Here is a 14,873-nt window from a genome sequence, read left to right on the forward strand (position 1 = left end):
GAACACGGAAGTTAAGCTCTCTAGCGCCGATGGTAGTTGGGACCTTGTCCCTGTGAGAGTAGGACGTCGCCAAGCAACTAAAAACACAAGTCTTTTGACTTGTGTTTTTTTTATTTCCCATGAAATAGGCTCGGTTCTGCTAGTAAAAAATTCGAAATGTAGTAAGGAATTTTTTGAGCCGAAATAGTAAGAAATTGATAAATAAATGGGTAATCTTCAGAGCCATAGCTTCCAAGTAAATCATACCACCAATCTGTTTCATATCTAGAAATCATACTTAAATTGTAGAGCAATAAATAGTGAACAAGAAGTTCAGGTAATACGGGTTTAGGATTTCTAGGGTCAGTTGTAAGTGGTAAGTAATAAGTATCAGCGAGATATTCGTAGTATAAAGGCGTACTATATATAGGATTCCACGATTGAATAGGAGCTGTAAAAAGCAAATTGGAGGCGCTCGGTTTCCCAGTAACATGTTGCACGGATAAGTGCTTACAAATTGATTCAATATAACGTGAAAATCTTTCTGAAGTCATATGAAGTCGATCTAGTATATTGACTGAAAAGGAAAGTTCATTTGCATTTGTTGAATCAATTTTATACAAAGTGGCACCTCGTTGACTATAGCGAAATAAGTTTTGTAATTCAGGAATATTCCCCATTAAATCCAACATGTTAAACTTCTCTGATTCTAAGTGTTTCATGTGAAACAGCTGTTCTGCAACATGAGTAAATAATCCATTTTTTTGTACCTTTACCTCATCTTCTAAAAATTGATAGCCCTGTTTTTTCCGCTTACGAGTCGTAACACCATGAGCTAAAACAGTAGTGGATTCAGGATAGTTCGGATCAATAGTTAATAAGCATGCTTTAAAAAGTTGGCTCATTCCATAAAACAATAACATTGGCTGAATTGAAAAGGGAGCTACCTTATATAATTCATAATAATTTTTCCCATGTTCTAAGTAATAAATAAAGGGATAACAATTTTCAAAACTTTTTTTTTCAGCATTTTGTATGGAGGATTTTTCATAACAACGGGCAAGATAACGTTGTACATTTTGAGATGAAAAGAAGAAACTTAATTGCTGCCAAGTACAATGTGTTTGATGCATATATTACGCTCCTTTTATTGTCTAAAAATTCTAACATATATATACGTCCTTGACAGTATTTTAACCAATTGATAAGCTACTAATAATAATTTCTGGTATCATGGGGGGAACAATTATGTGGGAATCTAAATTTGTTAAAGAAGGTTTGACTTTTGATGACGTATTACTTGTACCAGCAAAGTCAGATGTACTACCAAGAGAAGTAAGTGTTAAAACAGTTTTATCTGAAAGCTTACAGTTAAACATCCCGTTAATTAGTGCAGGAATGGATACAGTAACAGAAGCGGATATGGCTATTGCAATGGCTCGTCAAGGCGGTTTAGGAATTATTCATAAAAATATGTCTATTGAACAACAAGCCGAGCAGGTTGATAAAGTAAAACGTTCTGAAAGTGGTGTTATTTCAGATCCTTTCTTTTTAACTCCAGAACATCAAGTGTATGATGCAGAGCACCTTATGGGGAAATATCGTATCTCAGGTGTACCGGTTGTAAATAATTTAGACGAGCGAAAATTAGTTGGTATTATTACAAACCGTGATATGCGTTTTATCCAAGACTACTCAATCAAAATTTCCGACGTAATGACAAAAGAACAGCTAATTACAGCTCCAGTTGGTACAACGCTAGATGAGGCTGAAAAGATCCTACAAAAGTATAAAATTGAAAAACTCCCTCTTGTTGATAACAACGGTGTATTACAAGGGCTTATTACAATAAAAGATATTGAAAAAGTAATTGAATTCCCAAATTCTGCGAAGGATAAGCAAGGGCGCTTATTAGTTGGAGCAGCGGTTGGTGTAACGGCTGATGCTATGACTCGCATTGACGCATTAGTAAAAGCTAGCGTAGATGCAATCGTACTTGATACAGCTCATGGACATTCTCAAGGCGTTATTGATAAAGTAAAAGAAGTTCGTGCAAAGTATCCATCATTAAATATTATCGCTGGAAATGTTGCTACTGCTGAAGCAACAAGAGCATTAATTGAAGCAGGTGCAAACGTAGTTAAAGTTGGTATTGGACCAGGCTCTATCTGTACAACACGTGTTGTAGCTGGGGTTGGTGTACCACAATTAACAGCGGTTTATGATTGTGCAACAGAAGCTCGTAAACACGGTATCCCAGTTATCGCTGACGGTGGTATTAAGTACTCTGGTGATATGGTTAAAGCTTTAGCAGCAGGAGCACATGTTGTTATGCTAGGTAGTATGTTTGCTGGTGTTGCTGAAAGTCCTGGTGAAACTGAAATTTATCAAGGTCGCCAATTTAAAGTATATCGTGGTATGGGTTCTGTCGGAGCGATGGAAAAAGGAAGTAAAGATCGTTATTTCCAAGAAGGAAATAAAAAACTTGTTCCAGAAGGTATTGAAGGACGAGTACCATATAAAGGACCTTTAGCAGATACGGTTCATCAATTAGTCGGTGGATTACGTGCGGGTATGGGATATTGCGGAGCACAAGATTTAGAATTCTTACGTGAGAATGCACAATTTGTTCGTATGTCAGGTGCTGGTTTACTTGAAAGTCATCCTCATCACGTACAAATTACAAAAGAGGCTCCAAACTACTCATTATAATGTCTTATATATAAATAGACGGAGATTTTATATCTCTGTCTATTTTTTTTTGATTATGTTAGAATAACGGTTATGTGAGTACATAGATATTGGGGGTAGCAAAAGTGAAAGGTATGTTTTGCAAAAGATTCATTGCACTAGTAACAATGCTTACACTAGCTTGTAGTATGTTGTTACCATATAGCAATGCATCAGCTGAAACAGGAGCCGCTTTAAATATTGAAGCAGGTGCGGCAATTTTAGTTGAAGCGAATTCTGGAAAAATTGTATATCAAAAGAATGCAGATGAATTATTATCCATTGCTAGTATGACGAAGATGATGAGTGAGTATTTAGTTCACGAAGCAGTGGATAAAGGAAAGCTTAAGTGGGATCAGAAAATTAAGGTTTCTGAATATGCGTATAAAGTTTCACAGGATGCTTCATTATCAAATGTGGCATTAGAAAATGGCGGCTCTTATACAGTAAAAGAGTTATACGAGGCAATGGCAATCTTCTCTGCAAATGGTGCAACGATTGCATTAGCAGAAGCAATTGCAGGTAAAGAAGTAGATTTCGTAAAAATGATGAATGATAAATCGAAAGAACTAGGGTTGAAAAATTATAAATTTGTCAATTCTACAGGTTTAACGAATAAAGATTTAAAGGGAATGCATCCAGAAGGAACAACAGCGGATGAAGAAAATAAAATGTCTGCAAAGGATGTTGCAACTTTAGCACAACATTTAATTAAAGATTATCCAAAAGTGTTAGATACAGCAAAAATCCCGAAAAAAGAATTTCGTCCAGAAAAAGAGAAGTTTGCAATGTCGAACTGGAACTGGATGTTAAAGGGCTTAGTTAAAGAATATGATGGCGTAGATGGCCTAAAAACAGGCTCAACTCCAGAAGCGGGAGATTGTTTCACTGGTACGGTTGAAAGAAACGGTATGCGTTTTATTTCTGTAGTGATTAAAACAAGTTCTCATACAGCACGTTTTGATGAAACAAAGAAGCTATATGATTATGGATTTGCTAACTTTGAAATGAAACAAATGTATAAAAAAGGTTCTTCAGTAAAAGGACAAGAAACAGTACGAGTAGAAAATGCGAAAGATAAAGATGTAGCAGTTCAAACGAAACAAGCCATTTCACTTCCAGTACCAAAAGGAAGTAAAGATGTTTATAAAACAGAATTAAAAGAATCAAGTAAGGGACAAGAGGCACCTATTAAAAAGGGAGCTGCGCTTGGTCAAATGGTCATTACGCCAAAAGATACAAACGATCCTGGATTTTTAACTGGTAAGTCGTTGCAAGTGGATCTTGTAACAACAGCTGAAGTAGAAGAAGCAAACTGGTTTACTCGTGCTATGCGCGGAATTGGTTCTTTCTTTAGCGGTATATGGAATAGTGCTGTTGATACAGTAAAAGGTTGGTTTTAAAAGCTCCTCATTGTAGGGGCTTTTTCTTATTCCTATTTTTCATACCGACTTTATGAAAAAGTAGTAGACAAGCATCTGATAGTTAGTGGTAGAATGTAAGAGTATTCTTAATTTTCGCCTTTAACGGGGAAAAGCAATTCACCTAGGGGGGTTTTTGTAACATGACAAATGTAACAGGGACAGAACGTGTAAAACGTGGAATGGCAGAAATGCAAAAAGGCGGCGTTATTATGGACGTAATTAACGCTGAACAAGCAAAAATTGCAGAAGAGGCAGGCGCAGTTGCCGTTATGGCATTAGAGCGTGTACCAGCAGATATTCGTGCAGCAGGTGGCGTTTCTCGTATGGCAGACCCAACAATTGTTGAAGAAGTTATGGGTGCTGTGTCAATTCCGGTTATGGCAAAATGCCGTATCGGTCACCTTGTAGAAGCACGTGTATTAGAATCATTAGGGGTAGACTATATCGATGAGAGTGAAGTATTAACTCCTGCCGATGAAGTATACCATTTAAATAAACGTGATTACACAGTTCCATTTGTATGTGGTTGCCGTGATATCGGAGAAGCTGCACGTCGTATTGCAGAAGGTGCATCTATGCTTCGTACAAAAGGTGAACCAGGAACAGGAAACATTGTAGAGGCAGTGCGTCATATGCGTCAAGTCAATGCAGAAATCCGTCAAGTTGCAAGTCTACGTGAAGATGAGTTAATGACATATGCAAAAAATACTGGTGCTCCTTATGAAGTACTACTTGAAATTAAACGCCTTGGTCGTTTGCCGGTTGTAAACTTTGCAGCAGGTGGTGTAGCAACACCAGCAGATGCAGCGTTAATGATGCAACTTGGTGCGGATGGTGTATTTGTTGGATCTGGTATCTTTAAATCAGAGAATCCAGCGAAATTTGCGCGTGCAATTGTTGAAGCGACAACTCATTATGAGGATTACGAATTAATTGCAAGCCTTTCTAAAGGATTAGGTAATGCGATGAAAGGTATCGAAATTTCAACGTTACTACCAGAGCAACGCATGCAAGAGCGTGGATGGTAATTGAAGGAGAACTTTAAAATGGTGAAAATCGGTGTACTAGGTCTTCAAGGTGCAGTTCGTGAACATGTAAAATCAGTTGAAGCAAGTGGTGCAGAAGCTGTTATTGTAAAGCGTATAGAACAACTTGAAGAGATTGATGGTCTTATTTTACCAGGCGGTGAAAGTACAACTATGCGCCGTCTTATTGATAAGTATGCTTTCATGGAGCCACTTCGTACATTCGCGAAGTCTGGTAAACCAATGTTTGGTACATGTGCAGGAATGATTCTTCTTGCAAAAACACTTATTGGCTATGAAGAAGCACATATTGGTGCTATGGATATTACAGTTGAGCGCAACGCGTTTGGACGTCAAAAAGATAGCTTTGAAGCTGCACTTTCTATTAAAGGTGTGGGAGAAGATTTTGTTGGCGTATTTATTCGTGCTCCGTATGTTGTAAATGTAGCAGATGATGTTGAAGTGCTTTCTACACATGGTGATCGAATGGTGGCTGTAAGGCAAGGGTCGTTTTTAGCTGCTTCTTTCCATCCGGAATTAACGGATGATCATCGTGTAACAGCATACTTTGTAGAAATGGTAAAAGAAGCGAAAATGAAAAAAGTTGTATAAGTAACTTGCAACTTGTATAAGATTATAGTAAATTGATGGTAACAATTTTATAAAATAAGCGTGTTGATAGGAAGTAGTAACAAATGTCGTTTCTTATAGAGAGTCGATGGTTGGTGGAAATCGATAGAAACAGTTTGTGAATCCATCCTGGAATGGAATGTGGAATATCTTTATGATTAGTAAACATTCCCGGTGAAGAGCCGTTATTTCTACTTGAGAGGAAGGCGGTAATGCTTTCAACTAGGGTGGCAACGCGGGTTAACTCCCGTCCCTTTATATAGGGACGGGAGTTTTTTGTGTTTTGTAAAATAAAAGGAGGAGTATATAATGCTTGATATTAAATTTTTACGTACAAATTTTGAAGAAGTAAAAGCAAAGTTACAGCATAGAGGCGAAGATTTAACTGATTTTGGTCGCTTTGAAGAGTTGGATACGAGAAGAAGAGAACTACTTGTTCAAACAGAGGAACTAAAAAGTAAACGTAACGAAGTATCTCAACAAATCTCTGTATTGAAGCGCGAAAAGAAAGATGCAGAAGCTCTAATTTTAGAAATGCGTGAAGTTGGAGAAAAAGTAAAAGATCTTGATAATGAACTTCGTACAGTTGAAGAAGATCTAGAAAGATTGATGCTATCTATTCCAAATATTCCTCACGAATCTGCTCCAGTTGGTGAAACAGAGGATGATAATGTAGTAGCTCGCACTTGGGGAGAAGTAAAGGAATTTGCTTTTGAACCAAAACCACATTGGGATCTTGCTACAGATTTAGGAATTCTAGATTTTGAACGTGCTGGAAAAGTAACAGGAAGCCGTTTCGTATTCTACAAAGGTGCTGGCGCAAGATTAGAGCGTGCTTTAATTAGCTTTATGCTTGATCTTCATACTGATGAGCATGGATATGAAGAAGTATTACCTCCTTATATGGTAAATCGTGCAAGCATGACAGGGACAGGACAACTTCCGAAGTTTGAAGAAGATGCATTCCGTATTGAAAGTGAAGACTACTTCTTAATTCCAACAGCTGAAGTACCTGTAACAAATATGCACCGTGATGAGATCTTAAATAAAGATCAATTGCCTATAAGATATGCTGCATTTAGCTCTTGTTTCCGTTCTGAAGCAGGTTCAGCTGGCCGTGATACACGTGGTTTAATTCGTCAGCACCAGTTCAATAAAGTAGAGCTTGTGAAGTTCGTAAAACCAGAAGATTCTTATGAAGAGTTAGAAAAACTAACAAATGATGCAGAACGCGTGTTACAATTATTAGAGTTGCCATATCGCGTTATGAGCATGTGCACAGGCGATTTAGGATTTACGGCAGCGAAGAAATACGATATTGAAGTATGGATTCCAAGCTATGGCACATATCGTGAAATCTCTTCTTGTAGTAATTTCGAGGCTTTCCAAGCGAGACGTGCAAATATCCGTTTCCGTCGTGAGCCAAACGGCAAACCAGAACATGTTCATACATTAAATGGATCTGGTCTTGCAATTGGACGTACGGTGGCAGCTATTTTAGAGAACTACCAACAAGAAGATGGTACAATTATAATTCCAGAAGTTCTTCGCCCTTATATGGGAGGAAAAACAGTTATTAAGTAAATTTATAAACATTCATCGGTATGAGTGATTGGTAATTATGAGCGTTGTCAGTACTATAATATAGGAGAGGAAAAGTAAAATTTTCCTTTCCTCATAATTTATTTTAGTAGGGTTGACTAACTGTTTTTCTTTTGATATTATATTTGATGTCAATATGGAGGTATACCCAAGTCTGGCTGAAGGGATCGGTCTTGAAAACCGACAGGCGGCGAGAGTCGCGCGGGGGTTCGAATCCCTCTACCTCCTCCAGATATAATTGACAACAGCGCATATAAGTGGAGATTGGAGAACTCGTTACCACACGTAACGAGTTTTTATTTTAAAACCAATCATAAAGTATGGTGTAAGGCGATTTTGTCCTTATTACACACTCATATTCCGATGATTATCTTCATAGATATGAAAGGAGTCAACATGGATCTTATTATACAAACGTTTCCTTTAGATGGAAAAACTTTATATTATGTACAATGTCCTGTCTGTAAGAACAATAGAATTTTAAACAGTGGTGCAAATGTATCACGCATTATTAGCGATGATACATTCCGTAAACTTTGTGGTTGCACTTGTGATGTAAAGCAAACTGCAACAAAAGTAGAGGCACCAAAAAAAGTTAAAAAAGAAGCTGTAAAGAAAGAAGCAGCTCCAAAACGTACAGGTAAAGTATTAACAGCAGTAATTAACGGGAAAGAAATGACTGTTAAAGAGATTGCTGAGGCGTACGATATTAGTACAAGTACTGTTCGTCAGCGCATTAACGCTGGAAAACCTGAGAGTGAAATTATTGCTCCAACAAAGAAAAAGTAATTTAATAGAAAAACCCGTGCATATGCACGGGTTTTTTATTTTACAAGTTTACGTGTTTGTTTTAAAAAATGACCGATTTTTTTTATGATTGGTTCAATGGAATCGCCATCTTTTAAAATATCGTATTCATTAATGTTTAATCGTAAAACAGGGCATGAATTAAAGTTGTTAATCCAGTTTTCATAACGCCCATGCATCTCTTTCCAATACTCGATTGGTGTTTGCTGTTCCATCGGACGTCCACGTTCTTGGATACGATCAACAATATCGTCGAAAGAACCTTCTAAGTAAATTAATAAATCTGGATGAGGGAAGTAAGGAGTCATGACCATAGCGTCAAATAAACCTTTATATGTTTCATAATCAGTTTCCGTCATTGTACCTTTTTCGTGATGCATTTTTGCAAAAATGCCAGTGTCTTCATAGATAGAGCGATCTTGAACAAAACCGCCACCGTATTCAAAAATTCTTTTTTGTTCTTTAAACCGTTCTGCTAAAAAATACACTTGTAAGTGAAAGCTCCAGCGTGTGAAATCAGCATAGAACTTGTCCAAATACGGATTAGAATCTACCTTTTCAAATGATGTGCGGTACCCTAAAGCGTTAGCCAATGCAGTTGTCATAGTGGATTTACCGACACCTACTGTTCCAGCGATAGTGATTACTGCGTCATTTGGTATATCATATTTTTGCCTTAAATTCATTATTATTTCGACTCCTTTAAGAGAGTATTTTGAAGGGCAGATAGGATGACGTTTAAATCATCAGGATTTTTTACAAAATCCATATCGTCTCCGTTAAATTTCAATACTGGGATATCCGGATGGTCCTTTTTAAAAGCATCCATTGCTGTTTCGTAATCTTTTGTGAGCTGTAGTAAGTAATTTGGATCCATATTTTTTTCGAATTCTCTTCCGCGCATTGCGATTCGCTTTTGTAATGTTTCGAGGCTAGCTGTTAAATAAACGATAACGTTTGGAACTGGCATATCTTGTGTAAGGATACGATAGATTTGCATGTACTTGTCGTATTGAGAATCTTTTAATGTACGGGATGCAAAAATTACATTTTTGAATATATGATAATCCGCTACTACTGGCTTCCTTTGATTCAAATACTTTATGTTAATATCTTCTAATTGTTTGTATCTATTACAAAGAAAGAACATCTCTGTTTGAAAACTCCATTCGTCGATGTCTTCATAGAACTTTCCTAAAAAGGGGTTTTCATCAACAATCTCTTTCAGTAAGTGGAGTTGCATGTGAGTTGAAATTTCCTTCGCAAGTGAAGTTTTTCCAACACCAATTGGTCCTTCAACCGTGATAAATGGTACTCCGGTCACGCTGTTTCCTCCTTTCAATCAGTGATTTACCGTGACTACTAAAAACACAAAACAGAATTATTGTAGCACAAGAGGGAAGCGAGCGGGTTAATTTGATATAAAAAGTTGGAAAATAGATATATGTATTAATTAAATTTTATTTGAAACGACGGTACTATATTTGCTTTTAATGTGGCTTCCATTATTTTTAAAGCATGCAGGTTATCCTGATCATCATTAGATGCAATACAGTCCTGTGGTACATACAATGTATAATTCCTCATATGAGCATCGTTAGCTGTAAAGAGGATACATATATTCCCGGCAACACCTGTTAATATTAGATTTTCTATTTTTAAATAGCCTAATAAAGAATTTAAAGGTGTTTCATAAAAAGCAGAGTAATGTGGTTTAATAAAAATGTAATCATCAGCATTTGGAGCGATCTGATGAATGATATTTTCACTATACTCATTTGTACAATGAGTAATCAATTGGTCAATATCAGACCTCCAAAGTTGATAATGGTCATTAATATAAATGATGGGGCAACCGAAGGATTTCATTGTTTTCTTTAATTGTAAAATAGGATTGGTTATAATTTCGCATTTTTTGGCTAGGATAGGCCCGTGTGAAAATTGAAAGTCATTAATCATATCGATAATGAGTAAGGCAGTATTCTTCATATGTAATCCCCTCTCTTTTTTCTTAGGGTGGATTGAATTTATAAAAGTTATCCCATGTGTAGTAAATGGAAATAAGTGTACTTTATTTGTAATGAAAGGACTATGTTATGGAACGTGATCAAGATATTTATTTTATGCAGTTAGCAATAGAAGAGGCTAAAAAAGCAGAGGCAATACAGGAAGTACCGATTGGGGCAGTTATAGTGTTGGATGGTGAAGTAATTAGTGTTGCTCATAATTTAAGGGAGACTGAGCAAAGATCGATAGCTCACGCTGAGTTGTTAGCTATTGATGAGGCGTGCAAAAAATTAGGGACATGGCGTTTAGAAGATGCGACGTTATATGTAACATTAGAGCCTTGTCCGATGTGTGCGGGTGGAATTGTTTTATCACGAGTAAAGCGAGTTGTATATGGTGCGAGTGATCCGAAAGGTGGATGTGCAGGGACATTGATGAATCTGTTAACGGATGAACGCTTTAATCATCAATGCGAGGTAGTAGCTGGTGTATTAGAAGAAGAGTGCGGTACGCTGTTAACGAACTTTTTTAGAGCGCTTCGTAAAAAAAGAAAAGCGATTAAGAAATTAGAGAAAAGTAAAGAGAATTAACGTATTTGCATTTTATAAAAAAACAAGTTATACTGATAGTGCCTTTAATGAAGGCAACCGAATATTGGTTTTAACTTTGCCGTGCTAAGCGGGGAGGTAGCGGTGCCCTATACTCGCAATCCGCTCTAGCGAGGCCGAATCCCTTCTCGAGGTTATGTTGCTGTAAGGTCTGCCTTAAGTAAGTGGTGTTGACGTTTGGGTCCTGCGCAACGGGACCCCGTGAACCTTGTCAGGTCCGGAAGGAAGCAGCAATAAGCGGGTCTTCTCGTGTGCCGCAGGAGTGCCTGAACCGAGCTAACTGCTTAAGTAACGCTTATGGTACGTAATCGACAGAAGGTGCACGGCAGTTATATATGTATACAAAACCCACCTTAATACTAAGGTGGGTTTTTTGTATAGAAAATAACTTTTGGAATCTATAAACAGAATGGGTTATAATAAATGAGATAATAACCTTTGAGGGAGGCCGTATTTTCGTGTCATACCAAGCGTTATACCGAACATGGAGACCGCAAAAGTTTGAAGATGTAGTCGGTCAAAAGCACGTGACAAAAACGTTGCAAAATGCCCTTCTTCAAGAGAAAGTTTCACATGCTTATTTATTTTCTGGGCCGAGGGGAACAGGGAAAACGACAATTGCAAAAGTGTTTGCAAAAGCAATTAACTGTGAACATGCTCCGGTAGCTGAACCTTGTAATGAATGTCCTTCTTGTTTGGGGATTACACAAGGATCTATTTCCGATGTATTAGAAATTGATGCGGCTTCAAATAACGGTGTAGATGAAATTCGAGATATTAGAGATAAAGTAAAATATGCTCCAAGTGCTGTAGAATATAAAGTATACATTATTGATGAAGTTCATATGCTTTCCATGGGTGCCTTCAATGCGCTTTTAAAAACGTTAGAAGAACCTCCAGGACATGTTATCTTTATTTTGGCGACAACAGAACCGCATAAGATACCGCCTACAATTATTTCGCGTTGCCAACGTTTCGAATTTCGAAAGATATCAGTAAATGATATTGTTGAGAGATTATCGACAGTTGTGAACAATGAAGGTACGCAAGTAGAAGATGAGGCGTTACAAATTGTTGCACGTGCCGCTGAAGGTGGTATGCGTGATGCGCTCAGTCTTATTGATCAGGCAATATCTTATAGTGATGAGACCGTTACGACAGAAGATGTATTAGCTGTAACAGGGTCTGTTTCTCAGCAATACTTAGGAAACTTAGTAGAATGTATACGTGAAAATGATGTATCAAGAGCATTACGTATCATAGATGAGATGATGGGTAAAGGGAAAGATCCAGTTCGCTTTATGGAAGATTTCATTTACTATTATCGTGATATGCTTTTATATCAAACTTCACCACAATTGGAACATATGTTGGAACGAGTAATGGTAGATGAGCAATTCCGGACGTTAAGTGAAGAAATGCAACCGGAAGTAATCTATGAGATCATTCATACTCTTAGTAAAGCACAACAGGAAATGAAGTGGACAAATCATCCGCGAATTTTCTTAGAAGTTGTTATGGTACAACTGTGTCAACAGTTTATGATGCAAGCAAATGGTGCAGATCGTTTACAAGCAATTATGAACAGGATGCAGCAATTGGAGAAAGAGTTAGAACAAGTCAAAAAGAATGGTGTGCCGGCCGGTGTGCAGCAGGAAGTCAGAGAGACGCGTGCAGCACCAAAGCCAGTACGGACAGGAAGTATGAAGATACCTGTCGGACGCGTAAATGAAGTATTAAAGCAAGCGAAGCGTCAAGATTTAGAGCAATTAAAAGCTGTATGGGGAGAGTTGTTAGGAAGACTCAAAGCATACAACAAAGTAGCGTTTGCTGTTTTGTTAGAAAATAGCGAACCGGTAGCGGCTTCAGATGATACTTACGTTTTAGCGTTCCAATATGAGATTCACTGTAAAATGGCAAGCGAAAATCGAGAGGCTATGGATACAGTGGAACAAACTTTATTTGAATTGCTAAGTAAAAGATTAAATATGATTGCCATTCCAAAAAGTGAATGGGGTAAAATCCGTGAAGATTTTTTACAGCGTGAAGGTGGAAGTTCTGAAGAAAGCCCAGAGAAAAAAGAAGATCCTCTTATAGAAGAGGCTGTAAAATTAGTAGGGCAAGAACTCATTGAAATAAAAGAGTAATGATAATTAGGAGGAATTAATTATGATGCGTGGCGGAATGGGAAATATGAATAATATGATGAAACAAATGCAAAAGATGCAAAAGGAAATGGCAAAGGCGCAAGAAGAACTTGGTGAAAAAACAGTTGAAGGTACAGCTGGCGGCGGTATGATCACAGTTATTGCAAATGGTCATAAGCAAATTCTTGAAGTAAAAGTGAAAGAAGAAGTTGTAGATCCAGAAGATATCGAAATGTTACAAGACTTAGTGTTAGCTGCAACAAACGATGCACTTAAAAAAGCTGATGAACTTTCAAACTCTACAATGGGTAAATTTACAAAAGGCTTAAACTTACCGGGTGGAATGTTCTAGGAGGATATTGATATATGCATTATCCAGAACCAATATCAAAACTAATTGATAGTTTTATGAAATTGCCAGGAATCGGACCGAAAACAGCGGTTCGATTGGCGTTTTTCGTATTAGATATGAAAGAAGATGATGTGTTAGGTTTTGCAAAAGCACTTGTAAATGCGAAGCGAGACTTAGCATATTGTTCTGTATGCGGGCATATTACTGACCGTGACCCTTGTTATATTTGTAATGATTCACATCGAGATCAATCAGTTGTTTGTGTCGTGCAAGAACCGAAAGATGTAATCGCGATGGAAAAGATGAAAGAGTATCAAGGCGTATATCATGTGTTACGTGGTGCTATCTCTCCAATGGAGGGAATTGGACCAGAAGACATTAATATCCCGCAACTCCTAAAGCGACTACACGATGAAACAGTACAAGAAGTAATATTAGCAACAAATCCTAATATTGAAGGGGAAGCTACAGCGATGTATATATCCCGCCTCTTAAAACCGACAGGTATTAAAGTAACTCGTATTGCACACGGTCTGCCAGTTGGTGGAGATTTAGAATATGCAGATGAAGTGACACTGTCGAAAGCATTAGAAGGTCGTAGAGAAGTATAAGAGGAGAAACAAAAATGTTCTTTCAAAAAAAGGGTAAATTGCGTAAAGAGTATGATGATAAGCTAATTGTACTATTAGAAAAAGTGAAGAATGAATGGTTACGTCAAAAGAGAATGGTTGAACAAAGTGTTGAACCATCTCAAGATGTACTTTGTTCTTTGAAAATAGCAGAGGCGAAATATTTCTTCTTGCTAAAAGAAGCAAAACGTCGTCCTGTGAAGATGGAACAATGGTAAAAGGTTCTGCTGAAAAAGCAGAGCCTTTTTATTTTATTCGTTAAATATGTAGTAGTCACTTCGTTTGGAAAGATCGATTAATGTTTTTTTGTGAAGAATGTGTAGCCGAATCAAGGTAAATAAGATGAAACGACTGGAGTTATATAATAAACGTTCTTTTTTATCGTCTTGTCCCATACAAATAAATGTGTATAGGTCATTCATAAGGAGGAAAAAATGAATTCTACAATTATTATTGTTGGTATTCTTGCGTTAGTTTTTATTTTCCTTGTTTTTGGTGTTTCTTCTAAGCCGTTACGTTTTATAGGAAAAGCGCTCTTTCATGTTACTTTGGGAGTAGCATTACTTTTTATCGTAAATGTTGTAGGAACGTATTTTGATTTTCATATTCCAATTAACTTGGGCACCGCAACAATCACGAGTTTATTAGGTTTACCCGGTGTTGCTGCATTAGTGGTTATTAAGCTTTATATCATGCCAAGATAAATTTATTTTGGCATTTTTTTAAAAAGTGTTGACTTGTTAATGATTAATATGGTAAATTAATAAGCGTCGTCAGGAACGAAAGAAAAAAGTTGTTGACAGATTTAACGCAAAATGTTAAATTATAAAAGTCGCTGAAACGCGATGTTGAACTTTGAAAACTAAACGAAACAAACAACGTGAAACGTCAATTTTTATTTTAGATGCTAGACAAACTAACTTTATTGGAGAG

General features: G+C 37.1%; 16 protein-coding genes, 1 tRNA gene, 1 other RNA gene and 1 other annotated feature. Of the genes, 14 read left to right on the top strand and 4 right to left on the bottom strand.

Annotation, left to right across the window (positions count from 1 at the left end; genetic code table 11):
- Positions 1-110: 110 nt before the first annotated feature.
- Entirely contained in the window at positions 111-1,112 is a 1,002-nt protein-coding gene (locus tag MR079_RS24360; RefSeq protein WP_139869837.1) for a YaaC family protein, read from the bottom strand.
- A 115-nt stretch (positions 1,113-1,227) separates the two neighbouring features.
- Here MR079_RS24360 and guaB point away from each other — a divergent pair, with 115 nt between their 5' ends.
- The 7 genes from guaB to MR079_RS24395 all read left to right on the top strand — a co-directional run bounded on the left by guaB (position 1,228) and on the right by MR079_RS24395 (position 8,179).
- On the top strand, positions 1,228-2,691 hold the full coding sequence (guaB, locus tag MR079_RS24365) for an IMP dehydrogenase (protein WP_000264079.1): 1,464 nt from the start codon (positions 1,228-1,230) through the stop codon (positions 2,689-2,691).
- A gap of 113 nt (positions 2,692-2,804) precedes the next feature.
- On the top strand, positions 2,805-4,112 hold the full coding sequence (dacA, locus tag MR079_RS24370; protein ID WP_012644137.1) for a D-alanyl-D-alanine carboxypeptidase DacA: 1,308 nt from the start codon (positions 2,805-2,807) through the stop codon (positions 4,110-4,112).
- Between the two features lie 161 nt (positions 4,113-4,273).
- Positions 4,274-5,161, top strand: a complete 888-nt coding sequence (gene pdxS, locus MR079_RS24375; RefSeq protein ID WP_000186156.1) for a pyridoxal 5'-phosphate synthase lyase subunit PdxS — start codon at positions 4,274-4,276, stop codon at positions 5,159-5,161.
- Between the two features lie 18 nt (positions 5,162-5,179).
- Entirely contained in the window at positions 5,180-5,770 is a 591-nt protein-coding gene (gene pdxT / locus MR079_RS24380; protein WP_242294803.1) for a pyridoxal 5'-phosphate synthase glutaminase subunit PdxT, read from the top strand.
- 54 nt (positions 5,771-5,824) lie between these two features.
- Positions 5,825-6,046, top strand: a binding site (T-box leader).
- A gap of 51 nt (positions 6,047-6,097) precedes the next feature.
- Entirely contained in the window at positions 6,098-7,372 is a 1,275-nt protein-coding gene (gene serS, locus MR079_RS24385; protein WP_000884180.1) for a serine--tRNA ligase, read from the top strand.
- 156 nt (positions 7,373-7,528) lie between these two features.
- Positions 7,529-7,621 (top strand) — tRNA-Ser (locus tag MR079_RS24390).
- Between the two features lie 165 nt (positions 7,622-7,786).
- Positions 7,787-8,179, top strand: coding sequence for a sigma factor-like helix-turn-helix DNA-binding protein (locus MR079_RS24395; RefSeq protein ID WP_000364200.1), 393 nt, complete (start codon positions 7,787-7,789; stop codon positions 8,177-8,179).
- Positions 8,180-8,214: 35 nt separating this feature from the next.
- On the opposite strand, the gene MR079_RS24400 is transcribed toward MR079_RS24395, so the two are convergent.
- The 3 genes from MR079_RS24400 to MR079_RS24410 form a co-directional block, all read right to left on the bottom strand.
- Positions 8,215-8,883: a deoxynucleoside kinase gene (locus MR079_RS24400; protein ID WP_001053585.1), complete on the bottom strand. Its 669-nt coding sequence runs from the start codon at positions 8,881-8,883 to the stop codon at positions 8,215-8,217.
- Between the two features lie 2 nt (positions 8,884-8,885).
- Positions 8,886-9,521: a deoxynucleoside kinase gene (locus tag MR079_RS24405; RefSeq protein WP_000148224.1), complete on the bottom strand. Its 636-nt coding sequence runs from the start codon at positions 9,519-9,521 to the stop codon at positions 8,886-8,888.
- A 125-nt stretch (positions 9,522-9,646) separates the two neighbouring features.
- Positions 9,647-10,186: a cysteine hydrolase family protein gene (locus tag MR079_RS24410; RefSeq protein WP_242294804.1), complete on the bottom strand. Its 540-nt coding sequence runs from the start codon at positions 10,184-10,186 to the stop codon at positions 9,647-9,649.
- A gap of 107 nt (positions 10,187-10,293) precedes the next feature.
- Here MR079_RS24410 and tadA point away from each other — a divergent pair, with 107 nt between their 5' ends.
- The 7 genes from tadA to MR079_RS24445 all read left to right on the top strand — a co-directional run bounded on the left by tadA (position 10,294) and on the right by MR079_RS24445 (position 14,644).
- Positions 10,294-10,794: a tRNA adenosine(34) deaminase TadA gene (gene tadA / locus MR079_RS24415; RefSeq protein ID WP_000439009.1), complete on the top strand. Its 501-nt coding sequence runs from the start codon at positions 10,294-10,296 to the stop codon at positions 10,792-10,794.
- A gap of 79 nt (positions 10,795-10,873) precedes the next feature.
- An RNA gene (gene ffs / locus MR079_RS24420) (signal recognition particle sRNA large type) lies at positions 10,874-11,138 on the top strand.
- Between the two features lie 132 nt (positions 11,139-11,270).
- Complete coding sequence (gene dnaX, locus MR079_RS24425) at positions 11,271-12,959, top strand: DNA polymerase III subunit gamma/tau (RefSeq protein WP_000121557.1); 1,689 nt, start codon at positions 11,271-11,273, stop codon at positions 12,957-12,959.
- A gap of 25 nt (positions 12,960-12,984) precedes the next feature.
- Positions 12,985-13,311 (top strand): YbaB/EbfC family nucleoid-associated protein, encoded by a 327-nt coding sequence (locus tag MR079_RS24430; RefSeq protein ID WP_001996460.1) that lies wholly within the window; start codon positions 12,985-12,987, stop codon positions 13,309-13,311.
- Positions 13,312-13,325: 14 nt separating this feature from the next.
- Positions 13,326-13,922: a recombination protein RecR gene (gene recR / locus MR079_RS24435; protein WP_000559169.1), complete on the top strand. Its 597-nt coding sequence runs from the start codon at positions 13,326-13,328 to the stop codon at positions 13,920-13,922.
- 14 nt (positions 13,923-13,936) lie between these two features.
- Entirely contained in the window at positions 13,937-14,158 is a 222-nt protein-coding gene (locus MR079_RS24440; RefSeq protein WP_000466020.1) for a YaaL family protein, read from the top strand.
- Positions 14,159-14,374: 216 nt separating this feature from the next.
- A complete protein-coding gene (locus MR079_RS24445) occupies positions 14,375-14,644 on the top strand; it encodes a pro-sigmaK processing inhibitor BofA family protein (protein ID WP_001089263.1) in 270 nt (89 codons plus the stop codon).
- Positions 14,645-14,873: the final 229 nt, after the last annotated feature.

Source organism: Bacillus cereus group sp. BfR-BA-01381, assembly GCF_022663555.1.
Taxonomy (GTDB): domain Bacteria; phylum Bacillota; class Bacilli; order Bacillales; family Bacillaceae_G; genus Bacillus_A; species Bacillus_A pacificus.